The sequence below is a fragment of the Bacillus alveayuensis genome (genome assembly GCA_030812955.1).
GTDB classification, from domain to species: domain Bacteria; phylum Bacillota; class Bacilli; order Bacillales; family Aeribacillaceae; genus Bacillus_CB; species Bacillus_CB alveayuensis.
Genome location: JAUSTR010000001.1, coordinates 777,681 through 794,380, shown reverse-complemented (window position 1 = coordinate 794,380; position 16,700 = coordinate 777,681). Strand labels below are relative to the sequence as shown.

Genomic DNA, 16,700 nt, shown 5'->3' with positions numbered 1-16,700 from the left:
CCCTCCGTTTTATTTTCCTAGCTCAAGTGCTTTCATTAACATCCCTTTTGAGGCATTAAAGACCGTAACATTTGCCTCATAGGCTCTTGTTGAGCTCATTAAATCAACCATTTCCTTTAAGGGATCAACGTTTGGATATTGTACATAGCCATTTTCGTCGGCATCAGGGTGGTTTGGATCATAAATTAATTTAAAAGGCGAATCATCCTCTATAATTTTTGTCACCTTGACTCCATCCCCAATTTTTGATGACTCTATTGCCTGATTTAAGTAACGAGAAAAAGTAGATGATTTCGGTTCGGTAACGACCATTTTTCTTCTATATGGAGTCCATGTTTCGCCATCAAAATGCGCTCTCGTTGTATCCATATTTGCGATATTCGAAGAAACAACATCCATTCTTACGCGCTGTGCTGATAGGGCCGAACTAGTAATATTAAGCGAGTGGAAAATTTTCAAGAAGTACGCCCCCCTTTGATCACGGTTTTTAATGATTGAAACTTGCCATTTAGCTTTTCGATTAAAGCATCATAATAAATTTGATTTTTAGCCATTTCTGCCATTTGTTGATCAATATCGACACTATTCCCGTTTGACATATAAGACATATTTTGATTCGTTACAACTTTATAAGGCATTCTCATTTGATTCGAAAACTCGAAATGCCGTTGATCTGTACGGTACGCTTCTATTTTATGAAGCTCTTGATTCAACGTATCTTTAAATTGGATGCTTTTCGCTTTATATCCAGGTGTTTCTACATTTGCGATATTATGTGCAATTACTTTTTGTTTCGCAGATGAATAATCAATGCCTTGTTCTAGCAAACGAAAAGTATTTGAAAAAATTTTCATCGCTACCCCCATAAAATATTTATGTTGAACGAATGGTATTAATGTCGAATTATGTTAATTCTATTCTTATTGTAAAAAAGAACATATGGAAAGTCTACGATTCTGAAGGAAATTTTCGTTGGAGATTTGGTTTATTTTTTTAATGGGTCTTATTTCCTATAACTTTGACTTGACTTTTTTAATTTTTTAGAATGGCTCTTATCTAAAAGATTGTTGCTTTACAACCATAGCTTTTCGACTGTCAAGGCAAGCGACACACTCGCTTATGTCATGCGGCGTGTAGCGTGAGTCGAAAAGCAACAATGTTTACGAAAACAACCTTTAATAAAAGAAAAAGAGGCTGTCTTATAAGGTGATTTTGACCTTATGTGACAACCTCTTTTAATATTTGCTTTAATGATTTTTTAATTTTTCAAGCTCGATTAAAAATTTATCATTTAACACTTTAATATACGTTCCTTTCATTCCTAAAGAACGTGATTCAATTACACCAGCACTTTCTAGTTTGCGAAGTGCATTGACAATTACAGATCTTGTGATTCCAACACGATCGGCAATTTTACTAGCTACGAGCAATCCTTCATGACCGTCTAATTCTTCAAAAATATGTTCAATGGCTTCAAGTTCACTGTAAGACAAGGAACTAATCGCCATTTGCACAACCGCTTTACTGCGAGCTTCCTCTTCAATTTCTTCCGCTTTTTCACGTAAAATTTCCATACCGACAACAGTTGCCCCATACTCTGCTAAAATTAAATCATCATCATCGAACTTGTTTGCTAGACGAGCTAATATTAACGTGCCGAGACGCTCTCCTCCACCATTAATTGGAACAATCGTTGTGTAGCCATTTTTAAATAATTCACGGTTTTCAACCGGAAACGCTGTATATTCACTATATACATCAAGGTTTGAAGATGTTTCCGTAATGTTAAATAAATTTTTCGTATATTCTTCAGGAAATTGACGATCTTCTAACATTTTTTTCATGCGTTCATTTTCGATTTGTTTATTTATTCCAAAACCAAGTAGTTTTCCACGACGGCTCACAACAAAAATATTTGCTTCAATTACCTCACTTAAAGTTTCAGCCATTTCTCTAAAATTAACTGGTTTCCCCGCTGCTTTTTGTAACATTGCATTAATTTTCCGAGTTTTTTCTAATAATGCCATCGTTAGTCCTCCTATTATGAAATTGTAATGATTATCATTTTAATTTTAATTTGATGAAACGATTCAAGATATCTTTCTATTATAGAATAAATTGATTTAAGTCTTTGTTTTTAGCAATGGTGCTTAATTTTTCCTCCACATATTGCGGTGTAATCACAATTTTTTCTAAATTTATATCCGGAGCTTCAAATAATAGATCTTCAAGCAACTTTTCTAAGATAGTGTGCAGTCTTCTAGCCCCAATGTTATCCGTATCTTGATTGACTTCGAAAGCAATTTCAGCAATCTTACGTATAGCATCGTCAGAAAATTCTAATTGTATACCTTCCGTTTCTAATAATGCCATATATTGCTTTAATAAAGCATTATTCGGTTCAACTAAAATGCGAACAAAGTCATCAACGGAAAGTTTTTTCAGCTCAACCCGAATTGGAAACCGTCCTTGTAATTCAGGAATTAAATCAGACGGCTTACACATATGAAAAGCGCCAGCTGCAATAAATAAAATGTGATCTGTTTTCACAGAGCCATATTTCGTGATAACTGTTGAACCTTCCACGATTGGCAAAATATCCCTTTGCACACCTTCACGTGAAACATCTGCTTGAGAACTTGTTGAACCTGATTTAGCGATTTTATCAATTTCATCAATAAAAATAATGCCTGATTGCTCTGCCCGTTCAATAGCAATTTGCGTGACTTCATCGATATCGATCAATTTTTGCGCTTCTTCGTTTGTTAACACTTTGCGTGCTTCTTTTACTTTTAACTTTCGTTTCTTCTTCTTTTTTGGCATTAAACTAGAAAGTGCATCCTGCATATTGACACCAATTTGCTCCATGCCAGAACCTTGAAATAAATCAAACATAGAAGGTTGCTGTTCCTCGACCTCTACTGTTATTTCCAAATCCTCAAGCTCCCCTAACTCAAGCTTTCTAGCCATTTCTCGACGCTTTTCTACTATATTAATATCCTCCTGAGTTGTAGAAGGATCTTCCTGCTCCTCTCTTCCGCCAAAGAGCATTTCAAAAGGATTTTTATACCCTTGGTTCTTTTTCTTTCCTGAAACTAGAAGTTCAATAATCCGTTTATTGGCACTTTTTTCAGCTTGCACCTTTACTTCTTCCATTTTTTCTTGTTTGACAAGACGAACGGAAGTTTCAACTAAATCGCGAACCATAGATTCTACATCACGACCAACGTACCCAACTTCAGTAAATTTTGTCGCCTCCACTTTTACGAAAGGTGCTCCAACGAGCTTTGCAATACGTCTAGCAATTTCCGTTTTTCCAACACCAGTCGGGCCAATCATCAAAATATTTTTCGGAACGACTTCTTCTCGTATTTTTTCATTGAGTAAAGCTCTCCGATATCGATTGCGCAAGGCGATAGCAACAGCTTTTTTCGCTTCCTTTTGACCGACGATATATTGATCAAGGCGCTCTACAATTTGTCTTGGTGTCAATTCGTTTTTCACCATAAAGCCCCCCTTTCTTAAAGCTCTTCAACGATTATATTTTCATTCGTATAGACACAAATTTCACCCGCAATTTTTAAAGAAGATTCAGCAATTTCTTTTGCCGACATATGATCACCAGCAAACCGTTTCAACGCTCGACCGGCAGCAAGTGCGTAATTTCCTCCTGAACCGATGGCTAAGATTCCATCATCAGGTTCGATTACCTCACCCGTACCAGAAATTAAAAGCAAATGCTTCTCATTCATAACAATGAGCATCGCTTCTAATCTTCTTAATACTTTGTCACTGCGCCACTCCTTTGCTAATTCAACGGCTGCACGCTGCAGATGACCATTAAATTCTTCAAGCTTTCCTTCAAACATTTCAAACAATGTAAAAGCATCTGCGACGGAACCAGCAAAACCGGCAAGAACTTTTCCATTAAATAATTTACGAACTTTCCTAGCTGTATGTTTCATGACAACAGCATTTCCAAATGTAACTTGGCCATCGCCAGCCATGGCACATTTTCCTTTATGCATAATAGCAAAAATTGTCGTTGCATGAAATTGTGTCATCATGGACCTCCCTAATTTCGTCCCTAAGCCCGTGGATGGTGGGACAAATAAATTTTACGCAAATGCTCTTTTGTAACATGTGTATACACCTGTGTGCTAGAAAGGTGAGCATGACCGAGCAGCTCTTGCACACTCCTCATATCGGCACCTTCATTTATCATATGGGTCGCAAACGTATGCCGAAATGTATGGGGGCTAATACGTATCGTCATAGCTGTCCGTTTGAGCAATTGATCGAATATATAGCGAACTCCTCTCGGTGTTAAAGGCTTTCCCCTTCTGTTGACAAAAACATATGAATGGTTTTCAGAAGGCGAAAGTTTTTCCATCAGTTTTTGACGGCCGTCTTGTAAATATCTTTCTAATGCATCTTGAGCATAGCTTCCAAAAGGTACATAACGTTGTTTTTTTCCTTTTCCGTGAACTAAAACGGTCGAAACGGTTAAATCTAAGTCTGAAACTTGAATTTGACAGCATTCTGCCACTCGTATACCTGTAGCATATAGAATTTCAAGCAGGGCTTGATCCCGCTGTCCGAGAGGCTCATTCACATTTGAAATTGAAAACAATTTTTCAATTTCTTCGGAAAATAATACTCGTGGAATTTTCAGCTCCTTTTTCGGCAAAGTAACGAGAGTAAACGGATTTTCTTTTACAACTTTTTCCCTTAATAAAAGCTTATAAAAACTTCTTAAACTAGATATTTTTCGTGAAATCGATTTTCTAGAAAAATTCTTCGTATGTAGCTCGGTTAAATATATTCGAATATCAGAATAGGTGACGTCTTGAACCTGATCGACTCCCTCCGCTTTCATGAAAGAGAAAAAGTCTTCGATATCATGAACATAATTCACAATTGTATATTGTGAATAATTTTTCTCTATTTGTAAATATTCCACGAATAAATTTAAATATTTCTTAACATTTTCATTCATATTTAACACCTCGCAAGGGCTTTTAAATGTTACCATATTTCTATAAGCCCTTGCAATGAATTTTTTATAATTTATTCACAATTTTTTGAATTGTTTCCAAAGCCCGTTTTGCATATGCTTCATTACGTTCTTGTTTGTTTTTTATTCTTACTGGAAGTTCATTAAACAAACCAAAATTAGCATTCATCGGCTGGAAATTTTCCGGATTTGCCGTCGTAATATAATTCGCCATACTGCCCATTGCGGATTCTTTTGGAAAAATGACAAGTTCTTTTCCTAATACGAGATGAGCAGCATTAATCCCGGCGATTAGTCCGGAAGCGGCTGATTCTACATAACCTTCCACACCCGTCATTTGACCAGCAAAAAATAAATCCTTTCTTCCTCTATATTGGTACGTTGGCTTCAATAATTTCGGCGAATTGATATACGTATTGCGATGCATAACGCCATATCGAACAATTTCAGCATTTTCCAATCCTGGAATCATCCGGATAATTTCTTTTTGCGGACCCCATTTTAAATGAGTTTGAAAACCAACAATATTGTAAAGTGTTCCTGCTGCGTCATCCTGTCGCAATTGGACAACAGCATATGGGCGTTTTCCTGTTTTCGGATGTTCTAAACCTACAGGCTTTAACGGCCCAAAAAGCAATGTTTTTTTGCCTCGCTTCGCCATGACTTCAATAGGCATGCACCCTTCAAAAAAGATTTCCTTTTCAAATTCTTTAAGCGGTACAGTTTCAGCATGGATTAACGCTTCATAAAACTCATTAAATTCTTCTTCAGTCATAGGGCAGTTTAAATACGCCGCCTCTCCTTTATCATATCTAGATTTTAAATAAACTTTATCCATATTAATGCTATCTTTTTCAATAATAGGTGCTGCTGCATCATAAAAGTATAAATATTCTTCACCAGTTAATTCACGCAAACGATTTGACAAGGCTTCAGAAGTTAATGGGCCTGTCGCAATAATCGTTGGTCCTTCAGGTATTTCGGTGATTTCCTCGTTTATGACCGTTACATTCGGATGTCCTTTTACCCGTTCAGTAACTTTTTGGGCAAACTCATGTCGGTCAACGGCTAATGCTCCACCTGCAGGAACCGAGCAATCATCTGCGGAAGAAATGATGACCGAATCAAGCATACGCATTTCTTCTTTTAACACTCCAACCGCATTTGTAAGTGCATTAGCACGCAGCGAATTGCTACATACAAGTTCAGCGAATTTGTCCGTATGGTGTGCAGGAGTTTGTTTGATCGGTCGCATCTCATATAAATAAACACGTATTCCACGTTTAGCTAATTGCCAAGCGGCTTCACTGCCAGCAAGCCCAGCACCAATAACTTTTACGATTTGTTCTGTCATAAACGCTCCTCCATTTCTGAATCATTGTAACGTTTGTTAAGAGTAAACGTAAAGAAGGTGAGCGAAAAAGGAACGCTCACCGGATCACTGTTGAGGCTCTTCTTTATAATTACATTGAATGCACTGTACTTGCATGCCTTTCTTTAAACGTTTTTCAATAAGCAATCCATCGCATTTCGGGCATTTTCTGGCGATAGGTTTATCCCAAGAAATAAAATCACAGTCAGGATAACGATCACATCCGTAAAAGACACGGCGTTTCTTTGTTTTACGCTCTACGATATTGCCCTTTTGACATTTTGGGCACGTAACGCCAATTTCTTTTACGATTGGCTTTGTGTTACGACATTCCGGAAAGTTAGAACAAGCCATAAATTTTCCAAAGCGGCCCATTTTATAAACCATCGGGCTACCACACACATCACAATCTATTCCGGCATATTCATCTTTTATTTCCACTTTTTCCATTTCATTTTCAGCTTTTTCTAATCTTTTCACAAATTCTTGATAAAAATCATCAATGATTTTCACCCAATTAACCTTTCCATCTTCTATTTCGTCTAAATCGTGTTCCATTTTAGCTGTAAATTCTACATCTAATATTTCAGGAAAGTAATCCATCATTAATTCATGGACAATCATCCCAAGTTCAGTTGGAACGAATCGTTTGTTTTCAAGAGCTACATAGCCACGCTTTTGGATCGTATCTAATGTCGGCGCATAGGTAGATGGTCTACCAATTCCTAATTCTTCTAACGTTTTGACGAGTCGTGCCTCTGTATATCGAGGAGGCGGCTGGGTGAAATGCTGTTCAGGTGATATATCTTTCGTCAGCACTTCATCACCCTCTGATAAATCGGGAAGAAGTCGGTTTTTTTCCTGTACTTGATCATCTTGTCCTTCTACATATACTTTCATAAAGCCTGGAAATTTAATTTTCGAACCGTTTGCTCGGAAAATCAAACCGTTGTTTTCCAAATCAACACTCATTGTATCGAGAACAGCAGGAGTCATTTGACTTGCAATAAAACGTTCCCATATGAGCTTATATAACCGTAATTGATCTCGGCTTAAAAACTCTTTTAAGGAGTTTGGATCGCGATAGGTGGAAGTTGGTCGAATTGCTTCATGGGCATCTTGAACATTATTGGCATTTTTCGACTGTTTTTTCTGACTTGCCGTATATTGAGAACCATAATGTTCTTCAATATAGTTTGCCGCTTCCTTCTTGGCTGTATCTGATATTCTTGTTGAGTCTGTTCTCATATAGGTAATTAAACCGACAGTCCCTTCCTTTCCAAGGTCAATCCCTTCGTATAGCTGTTGGGCAATCATCATCGTTTTTTTCGCACGAAAATTTAATTTTCGTGCAGCTTCCTGCTGCAAGGAAGAAGTCGTAAAAGGAGGTGAAGGATTACGCTTTCGTTCCTTTTTCGTCACTTTCGTAACCGTAAATGTATTTCCTTTGATCTCATTTAAGACATTTTTAACTTCTTCTTCCGTTTTTAATTCAAGCTTCTTTCCGTTCATTCCGTAAAAAGAAGCTTCGAAGACTTCTTTTCCTTTTAAAAATTCTGCCTCAATCGTCCAATACTCTTCTGGCGTGAAATGTTTAATTTCATTTTCACGATCAATGATCAATCTTACTGCAACAGATTGCACACGACCAGCACTTAATCCTTTCTTTACTTTTTTCCACAATAAAGGACTGATGTTATATCCAACTAGCCGATCAAGAATGCGACGAGCTTGCTGAGCATCAACTAAATCCATATTGATGGCTCTCGGATGTTTAAATGATTCTTTGATGGCATCTCTAGTGATTTCGTTGAAAACGACACGACAATTTGAATGAATATCGATATCTAAACTATGGGCTAAATGCCAAGCAATCGCTTCACCTTCGCGATCTGGGTCGGCAGCAAGAAAAACTTTTTTAGCTTTTTTTGCAGCGCTTTTCAATTCTTTTAATACAGAACCCTTTCCGCGGATGGTGATATATTTTGGCTTATAATTTTGCTTTACATCAACCCCCATTTGGCTTTTCGGCAAATCACGAACATGCCCCATAGAAGCCTTCACTTTATACTTTTTTCCTAAATAGCGTTCAATTGTTTTTGCTTTTGCAGGTGATTCTACAATGACTAAATAGTCCGGCATTCATTATTTCCTCCTTAAGAGGTATTCTCTCTCTGTATTCATCTGAATAATAAAAATGCATTAAACGCATGGAAAAGTTTATATCAATCTTGCCTTCAAAACAAGATTTTAGAAAAGAAATCTCCACTATTATTAAATATTCTTCTTTACTTTGTCAAACAAGATGTGAAATTTTTTGAAAATGTTTACCTATTGTTGCTTCGATAGAAAAAGAAAAATTCCTTTATTTTTTTATTTGATACACGATGCATTGAATATATTTCCTTCGTTTACCATTTTAACCTTCTTCTATATCAACATGTCAATCCTCCATCATCGGTAAAAGACCGTTTACGATGTCTTTATAGGACGAAATAATCGTTGCACCGTCACGGATGAGATTAATATTCCCAGCAAACTCCTCAGCAAATATAGAAGCTGGTACTGTAAATACTTCTCTTCCTTCCTCTAAAGCAAACTGTGCGGTAATGAGTGATCCACTTTTCTTAGCAGCTTGTACAACAAAAGTCCCTAAGCTTAATCCACTAATGATTTGATTTCGTTCAGGAAACATCCACTTTTCCGGCCTTCTTTCTGGAGGATAGATAGAAATTAATAAATGTTGTTTGGATATGATATCGGAAAGCTGCTGATGCTCTTTTGGATAAATATGATTAAATCCACCTGCTATCACAGCAATCGTTTTCCCGTTTTCCTCAATAGCTGCTTTATGTGCAAGCGAATCAATTCCTTTTGCAAGCCCGCTCACAATTAGCCATTTTTCTCGAACAAGAGGTCGAATGAACGAAGAAACGAGCTTTATTCCATATTCTGTTGCCTTTCTTGCTCCTACAACACTAATATTACGTTTATGCTGCAAAAGACTTACATTCCCCTTACAAAACAATACGGCTGGTGCATTTGAAATATGCTTTAAATATGATGGATATAATGGATCTAAAATCGTAATGAGGCGAATATTTCGCTTTGCATAATCTTCTATCAATCTCGGGACATTCATTCGTTGAATTTGTTGAAGTATAGTAGAGGCGAGTGGAAGTGGAATGTGAATTAAACGATGAAGTTCGTGTGAAGAAATATGTGATAAGCATTGTAAAGTAGGGTCCAGCTGAAGAAGGTGTAATATTTTTCGATTCGCCATCTTCTGACAAAAAGCGAGTTGAATTAATCGTTCTCGAGTGTTTATGGCTATTCACTCCCATGTCTGAAAAATTCCTTTCATATAGATTTGTCTACACACTGCGAGGAATAGCCCGAACAGGCTATTCCTCCTATATATTTTAATGAGTTTTACATTTCTCATATAGTCCTTTTTCTTTTAAAACAGAAATTAACGTTTCACCCATGACAGCTGGTGTTTCTGCCACTTTAATTCCACATTCATTCATTGTTTTAATTTTTTCACTAGCTGTACCTTTCCCACCTGAAATAATTGCGCCAGCATGCCCCATCCGTTTTCCTGGAGGTGCAGTTTGACCGCCGATAAAGCCAACTACAGGCTTCGTCATATTTTCTTTAATCCATAATGCCGCTTCTTCTTCAGCTGTACCGCCAATTTCTCCAATCATCATAACGGCATACGTTTCAGGGTCTTCATTAAAGGCTTTTAATACATCGATGAAGTTTGTTCCGTTTACAGGGTCGCCACCGATACCAACTGCTGTTGATTGGCCAATTCCTGCATTTGACAGTTGATGTACCGCTTCATATGTCAACGTTCCAGAACGTGAAACAACCCCGACGTGGCCCTTTGTATGAATATATCCAGGCATAATGCCAATTTTACATTCTCCAGGCGTAATCACACCAGGACAATTTGGACCAATTAAACGTGTTTTCTTTCCTTCCATGTAACGTTTCACTTTCACCATATCTAAAACTGGAATATGTTCAGTAATACAAATGACAATTTCAAGCTCTGCATCGACCGCTTCCATAATCGCATCAGCTGCAAATGGTGCAGGTACATAAATGACAGATGCGTTAGCTCCTGTTTCTTTTACAGCATCTTCAACTGTATTAAAAACAGGAACCCCTTCCACTTCTGTACCACCTTTACCAGGTGAAGTACCGCCTACAATTTTTGTTCCGTACTCTAGCATTTGTTTCGTATGAAATAATGCTGTTGAACCAGTAATTCCTTGAACAATTACTTTTGTATCTTTATTAATAAATACACTCATGTTTGTCCCCTGCCTTTCTTACTTTACTAATGAAACGATTTTTTGTGCGCCGTCTGCCATCGATTCTGCAGAAGTAATGTTCAGACCAGATTCTTCTAAAATCTTCTTGCCTAATTCAACATTTGTTCCTTCTAAACGAACAACGAGAGGAATTTGTAATCCGACTTGTTTTGTCGCTTCTACAACACCTTGAGCAATCACATCACATTTCATGATTCCGCCAAAGATGTTAACAAAAATCCCTTTTACGTTTTCATCAGATAAAATAATTTTAAAAGCTTCTGTTACTTTTTCAGCAGTAGCACCGCCGCCTACATCTAAGAAGTTGGCAGGTTCTCCCCCGTAGTATTTAATGATGTCCATTGTTGCCATGGCAAGACCAGCACCATTAACCATACAACCGATGTTGCCATCAAGAGCAATATAGCTTAAATCATATTTTGATGCTTCGATTTCTTTTGGATCTTCTTCATCTAAATCACGATATTCTAGAATATCTTTTTGACGGAATAAAGCGTTTGCATCAAAATTTAATTTCGCATCAAGGGCCATAACTTTACCGTCCCCTGTCACAACAAGAGGATTGATTTCTGCAATAGAGCAATCTTTTTCTACAAAAACGTTATAAAGTCCCATCATAAACTTAACGGCTTGTCCAACTAGTTCTTTTGGAATATTAATATTAAAGGCAATACGACGTGCTTGGAAGACTTGTAATCCTACAGCAGGGTCAATATATTCTTTAAAGATCTTTTCAGGTGTCTTCGCTGCCACCTCTTCGATTTCTGTTCCGCCTTCTTCAGACGCCATTAACACGACGCGTGATGTGGCACGATCTAATACTAAACCGACATAATATTCTTTTTTAATGTCGCAGCCTTCTTCAATAAGGAGACGTTTTACTTCTTTGCCTTCTGGGCCAGTTTGATGTGTAACTAAAGTTTTTCCTAACAGCTCGCTCGCATACTCTTGAACTTCATCTAAGCTTTTAGCTACTTTTACTCCACCAGCTTTTCCACGCCCACCAGCGTGAATTTGTGCTTTGACAACTACCACGTCAGTTCCGAGTTCCTTTGCTGCTTCTACAGCTTCATCTACAGTAAAAGCAACCTTCCCATTTGGAACCGTTACCCCATATTTTCTGAGGATTTCTTTTCCTTGGTACTCATGGATATTCATATCCCATCCTCCTATCATATGTACGAAAAATTAAAGTTTTCTGACCAAAAAGTTGGTAGAAAAAATAGACTGCGCTTTCATTTTATAAAATAGTTCGGATATTGTCTACCATTCTACCAAAAAACAGCCATCATTTTTGATGAATTTTTGTAAAATAATATTTCATTCCTTTTATGGTGATTTGACATCACGATCAAGTCGATATATAAAAGCGAACAATTCAGCGACAACTTTATAAAGTTCCTCAGGAATTTTTTCATTCACGTCCACTTCGCTAAGTAATTCGAGAAGGGCTTCATCTTTTTGGACCGGGATCTTGTGTTCTTCAGCTAATTGTATGATTTCTTCTGCAATCCTTCCGCTTCCTTTTGCTGCTACTATTGGGGCTTCATCTTTTTGTTGATCATATTTTAATGCTACTGCCTTTTTCTTCTTTTGTTCATTCATATTTTAAGATCCACCCTTTGGTAAGATGTTTGTTCGATCATTTCTTGAATATTTTGCATGATTTTTTGCTGTTGGAACGGTTTTACAGATACACTCGATAAATAATACTCGTCTTGATTGAGTCGTTCTTTTAACATTTGGATGTGGGGATTGATATTTTTTTCCGCTAAAGCATCATTATAAATATTTACTTTCATTACTTTATTTTGAATCCAAATATCGACGATTGTATCTTTTAAATTCGGTAATCGAAGATCGAACACAATTCGGCAATATTTTGGATCAATTTGACCATCTTCTCTTTTTTTTCCGTAAATATTCAGTGAAAAATCTGTTAAATAATGATCCATTCGGAGCGGCCATTCAAAAAAATATTGTCCGACTAGCCCTTGTTCGTGGGCAGCGATCGTTTGAGCCTGAAGACGAAAAAGAACTTCACCGATTTTTTCTTTTAATACGGAATCTTGTACTTCATGATAGGAAGCAAGCAGCAGCGGCTTTAGGGCAAACTTACTCAGTTCTTTTAATTGCTGGATGTCACGATGAATGAAAAGCCTTTCAAATCGAAGACCTAACATTAAAGGAATTTGTTTTAAAAAAGTGATTATATTATCTGTTATCCTTAAATAGCTCTGATCCCCTTTTTCTCCACTTGGTGAAGAAAACCCTATAGTTCCTTGTTCAAGGTTAAAAGCAGTGCTGTCATGTTTAATTAGAGCGTTTTGCTCTGTTAATAAGTTCATTAACACATTTTTTAATTGTAATGCTGCAGGCTGTAATTGCTGACGAGATTGTAATTCGTTTAACAGCTGCTTAAGCTCCTCTTTGAATGAAGTGTTTTGATAGATGGCCAATAAAGTACGTAAAACACCACCTGACAAAGGCCATTTCCGCTTGATCGCTAAAACGATTGAATGTTGTACGGCTTCGAGAGAATCAGGCAATCGAACATTTCGAACATAGTGATTAAACCATGTTGCGGCCTCAATGATCTGCTCTTTTGTAAACGGAATATTTTCCTTCATTAACGTTTGCACAAGTGCTTCGGTATGTTTACCTGGAGGCAAACGATATAAAGAGATGATTTGCTCTAGCAAACTTGTATTGGCCTTTTCTTGCCTAGGCAACACTTTTAATTTTATTCCTTGAGTCGATACAATTGTTTGAAACCAATATTCACCTAAAGCATGAACAGGCGTTTCCAGCCTTGCTGTTAACGTTCTTTGTCCGATTTGCAAAAGAGCTGTATCATTCGGTAAAAGGCGTAATATTTTCCCGGTAATAAGCTCACCATCCATGAATTTCGGAATATCAGATTTGACTTGTTTTCCTTGAAAAAACGACTCACTGCGAATGAATGAAAGTGGGTCCATGTAATCACCTTTTAATATACGTTTTGACTGGAGCAAATGTTAGGCGATGCTCTTTCGTTGCTCCAAAATGCTTGAGTGCTTCAAGATGTTGTTTTGTCCCATAGCCCATGTGATGCTCAAAACCATATTGAGGGTATTTTTCAGCTAGTTGTCTCATATAACGGTCTCTTGTTACTTTCGCTACAATAGAACTTGCGGCAATCGAAATACTTTTTGCATCTCCTTTAACAATGGAGGTTTGTGGAATGTTGACAGGAAGTTTCATGGCATCAATCAGCAAATAGTCGGGTTTATGTACTTTTAAGTTATGAATCGCTTTTTGCATCGCGATCTTTGTTGCTTCATAAATGTTAAACTTATCAATGTCTCTAGCCTGTACAATGCCGACCCCCACATCTAACGCCTTGTCCATAATTTTTTGATAATATTCTTCTCTCTTCTTTTCAGACAATTTTTTGGAATCTGTCAAGCCTAAAACATAAAAATCATCAGGTAAAATAACAGCTGCTGCAACAACAGGACCAGCCAATGGTCCTCTCCCCACTTCATCAATGCCAGCGATCCATTGATAACCTTTTTCTTTCAACTGTTTCTCATATGTTTTCATTCTTTCAAACTCTTTTTTGAGAGCTTGGACATCTTGATATTGTTTCAGCCATTTTTTCACTAATGCTTGAACGGTTTTGCGCTCATCTTGTTCGCAGTTTTTAAGAAATGGATCATGACGATCTTTGACATGCAACAATTTTGCTTCTATTTCTTTTACCGTTAATTTCTGCATCTCTTTTTTCGTTTCTCCTCTCTCAAAAGCTAAAGCGAAAGATGAAATGGTTAATGTAAACGTCATATATTTATCAGTAATGTCATTCCCTAAGAAAAATATAGACGCGCTTTAAAAAACGAGTCTATTCGTCATTGACCGTGTTCGAATTGAAATCGAGTTTTAGCACCACTACTCTTTTCCATCCGGCTCTTCAAAGCTAATTCGGCCGAGTTTCATTGTTCTTAAATCCCGAATAATCAATTCAGCTGTTTTATCATAATCAATAAGGCCTCCGGACATTAGACAGCCTCGTTTTTTTCCGATATGATCAAAGATCTCCACGACATGATCTGAAAATGATTCAAATTGATATCGACTCTTTAATCTTTCCGGGTAATGCTGAATTAAATATCGTAAAGCAAAAACAGCGACATCTTGTAAATTCAAGATTTCATCTTTAATCGCACCTGTAGCCGCAAGCTTTAGCCCCACTTCTTCGTCTTCAAATTTCGGCCATAATATTCCAGGTGTATCCAATAACTCTAATTCTTTCCCTACTTTAATCCAGCTCTGTGCCTTTGTAATTCCAGGTCTGTCACCCGTTTTGGCAATATTTCTTTTGGCTAATCGATTAATCAATGTCGATTTCCCTACGTTAGGTATCCCGACAATTAAGGCGCGAATAGCACGTGGCTTAATTCCTTTTGCTTGCATTTTCGAAAATAAATCATGCAGCCGTTCTTTTGATAAATCCATGATTCGATCTAAGCCAATCCCCTTTTGGGAATCGATGGCAACAGCTTGCAGGCCTTGTTCATGAAAATATTGCAGCCACTTTTTTGTCACCTTTTCATCCGCCATATCGGCTTTGTTTAATATGACAATACGTGGCTTATTGGAAATGATTTCATCGATCATCGGGTTTCGGGATGATACCGGAATTCTTGCATCTACAAGTTCATAGACAATATCAATTAATTTTAGTTTTTCTGTCACTTCTCTTCTGGCCTTAGCCATATGACCCGGGTACCATTGAATTGTCAACAATATCACCTACTTTATCTTATTGTACAAAACCAAAATCAGATAATGGCCAATAGACGAGATTTGTTTTCCCGATTACTTTTTCAAGTGAAACGGTACCTATATGGCGTGAATCTTTACTATATCTACGGTTATCTCCCATAACGAAAATTTCTCCTTCAGGAACTGTTTTCCGGCCGATAATGTCTTCTAGCTTAAATGGCTCTGTCAAAGGACCATCTATAACCTCATTTTTAAATTTTTCTAAATAAGGCTCCTCATAAGGTTTTCCATTGATGTAAAGAGTATCATTTTTATATTCGATGTGATCGCCAGGCAGGCCGATAACTCGTTTAATATAATCTTTATCTTCTGTAGCATGGAATACGACAATATCAAATCGCTTGATGTCACCTATTTTCGTGCTGATTTTATTGACAATCATACGATCTTGATCATTTAAAGTCGGCATCATCGACTGTCCATCAACAACGATAGGGGCAAAGAAAAATGTTCGAATCACAACGGCTAACACAACGGCTATCACTAATGCTTTCAACCATTCAAGAACTTCATTTTTTTTCGTCACGTCTTTCACACACCTTTTCTAATTACGCTCTGCTATCGTTCAACGTTTCCAGTTAATTTCTATAAGGTCATTTTAATACAATATAAAATGAAACAAAAGAGACCTTCTGAACAAGTATGGAAAAAGGAGCCTGTTACAGCGAACAAGCTCCTTTGTTTAACTGAATTATCTTTCTTTGATTCGAGCTGCTTTTCCGCGTAAGTTACGTAAATAATAAAGCTTAGCACGACGAACCTTACCACGGCGAACAACTTCAAGTTTAGCAATTTTTGGTGTGTGTAATGGGAATGTACGCTCAACACCTACACCGTAAGAAATTTTACGGACGGTAAATGTCTCGCTAATTCCTCCGCCACGACGCTTAATCACAACGCCTTCAAATACCTGAATACGTTCACGAGAACCTTCGACAACTTTCACGTGTACACGTACTGTATCACCAGGACGGAAATCAGGTAAGTCCGTGCGTAGTTGATCTTTTGTAATTTCTTGGATTAATTTATGCATCGTTTTCAACTCCTTCCAACAGATGCTCATGCACATATGTTTTTGCAGCGGAACATCGTTTTCTACTAAGACGCAACGTCTTAGCCACAAAATGAATCATACCAT

General features: G+C 37.3%; 17 protein-coding genes. All 17 read right to left on the bottom strand.

Annotated features, from left to right (window positions below; translation table 11 throughout):
* Window positions 1-9 precede the first annotated feature (9 nt).
* Window positions 10-459, bottom strand: coding sequence for a flagellar basal body rod protein FlgC (gene flgC / locus J2S06_RS04010; RefSeq protein WP_044895588.1), 450 nt, complete (start codon window positions 457-459; stop codon window positions 10-12).
* Window positions 456-854 carry a flagellar basal body rod protein FlgB gene (gene flgB, locus J2S06_RS04005; RefSeq protein WP_419151340.1) on the bottom strand — a complete coding sequence of 133 codons (399 nt, stop codon included), beginning with the start codon at window positions 852-854 and terminating at the stop codon, window positions 456-458. The genes flgC and flgB overlap by 4 nt, the downstream gene beginning before the upstream one ends.
* 393 nt (window positions 855-1,247) lie before the next feature.
* On the bottom strand, window positions 1,248-2,027 hold the full coding sequence (gene codY / locus J2S06_RS04000; protein WP_044895586.1) for a GTP-sensing pleiotropic transcriptional regulator CodY: 780 nt from the start codon (window positions 2,025-2,027) through the stop codon (window positions 1,248-1,250).
* Window positions 2,028-2,106: 79 nt separating this feature from the next.
* The gene (hslU, locus tag J2S06_RS03995) at window positions 2,107-3,507 is read right to left on the bottom strand and encodes an HslU--HslV peptidase ATPase subunit (RefSeq protein WP_419151339.1); all 1,401 of its coding nucleotides are present in this window, start codon (window positions 3,505-3,507) and stop codon (window positions 2,107-2,109) included.
* A gap of 14 nt (window positions 3,508-3,521) precedes the next feature.
* Complete coding sequence (gene hslV / locus J2S06_RS03990; RefSeq protein ID WP_419151338.1) at window positions 3,522-4,064, bottom strand: ATP-dependent protease subunit HslV; 543 nt, start codon at window positions 4,062-4,064, stop codon at window positions 3,522-3,524.
* A 23-nt stretch (window positions 4,065-4,087) separates the two neighbouring features.
* On the bottom strand, window positions 4,088-4,999 hold the full coding sequence (xerC, locus tag J2S06_RS03985; protein WP_419151337.1) for a tyrosine recombinase XerC: 912 nt from the start codon (window positions 4,997-4,999) through the stop codon (window positions 4,088-4,090).
* Between the two features lie 64 nt (window positions 5,000-5,063).
* Window positions 5,064-6,371, bottom strand: coding sequence for an FADH(2)-oxidizing methylenetetrahydrofolate--tRNA-(uracil(54)-C(5))-methyltransferase TrmFO (gene trmFO / locus J2S06_RS03980; RefSeq protein WP_419151336.1), 1,308 nt, complete (start codon window positions 6,369-6,371; stop codon window positions 5,064-5,066).
* 84 nt (window positions 6,372-6,455) lie between these two features.
* Window positions 6,456-8,531 carry a type I DNA topoisomerase gene (gene topA / locus J2S06_RS03975; protein WP_419151335.1) on the bottom strand — a complete coding sequence of 692 codons (2,076 nt, stop codon included), beginning with the start codon at window positions 8,529-8,531 and terminating at the stop codon, window positions 6,456-6,458.
* 301 nt (window positions 8,532-8,832) lie between these two features.
* Window positions 8,833-9,672, bottom strand: a complete 840-nt coding sequence (gene dprA / locus J2S06_RS03970; protein ID WP_419151334.1) for a DNA-processing protein DprA — start codon at window positions 9,670-9,672, stop codon at window positions 8,833-8,835.
* A gap of 139 nt (window positions 9,673-9,811) precedes the next feature.
* On the bottom strand, window positions 9,812-10,714 hold the full coding sequence (gene sucD / locus J2S06_RS03965) for a succinate--CoA ligase subunit alpha (protein WP_044895579.1): 903 nt from the start codon (window positions 10,712-10,714) through the stop codon (window positions 9,812-9,814).
* 18 nt (window positions 10,715-10,732) lie between these two features.
* Window positions 10,733-11,893: an ADP-forming succinate--CoA ligase subunit beta gene (sucC, locus tag J2S06_RS03960; RefSeq protein WP_044895578.1), complete on the bottom strand. Its 1,161-nt coding sequence runs from the start codon at window positions 11,891-11,893 to the stop codon at window positions 10,733-10,735.
* A gap of 171 nt (window positions 11,894-12,064) precedes the next feature.
* Entirely contained in the window at window positions 12,065-12,340 is a 276-nt protein-coding gene (locus tag J2S06_RS03955) for an EscU/YscU/HrcU family type III secretion system export apparatus switch protein (protein WP_044895577.1), read from the bottom strand.
* The gene (locus J2S06_RS03950; RefSeq protein WP_419151333.1) at window positions 12,337-13,713 is read right to left on the bottom strand and encodes a hypothetical protein; all 1,377 of its coding nucleotides are present in this window, start codon (window positions 13,711-13,713) and stop codon (window positions 12,337-12,339) included. The genes J2S06_RS03955 and J2S06_RS03950 overlap by 4 nt, the downstream gene beginning before the upstream one ends.
* Window positions 13,714-13,717: 4 nt before the next feature.
* Window positions 13,718-14,494 carry a ribonuclease HII gene (locus J2S06_RS03945; RefSeq protein WP_044895575.1) on the bottom strand — a complete coding sequence of 259 codons (777 nt, stop codon included), beginning with the start codon at window positions 14,492-14,494 and terminating at the stop codon, window positions 13,718-13,720.
* A gap of 171 nt (window positions 14,495-14,665) precedes the next feature.
* Window positions 14,666-15,520, bottom strand: a complete 855-nt coding sequence (ylqF, locus tag J2S06_RS03940) for a ribosome biogenesis GTPase YlqF (RefSeq protein ID WP_044895574.1) — start codon at window positions 15,518-15,520, stop codon at window positions 14,666-14,668.
* A gap of 19 nt (window positions 15,521-15,539) precedes the next feature.
* Window positions 15,540-16,088 (bottom strand): signal peptidase I, encoded by a 549-nt coding sequence (gene lepB / locus J2S06_RS03935; protein WP_044895573.1) that lies wholly within the window; start codon window positions 16,086-16,088, stop codon window positions 15,540-15,542.
* Between the two features lie 165 nt (window positions 16,089-16,253).
* Window positions 16,254-16,595 (bottom strand): 50S ribosomal protein L19, encoded by a 342-nt coding sequence (gene rplS, locus J2S06_RS03930; RefSeq protein WP_419151332.1) that lies wholly within the window; start codon window positions 16,593-16,595, stop codon window positions 16,254-16,256.
* Between the last annotated feature and the right edge of the window lie 105 nt (window positions 16,596-16,700).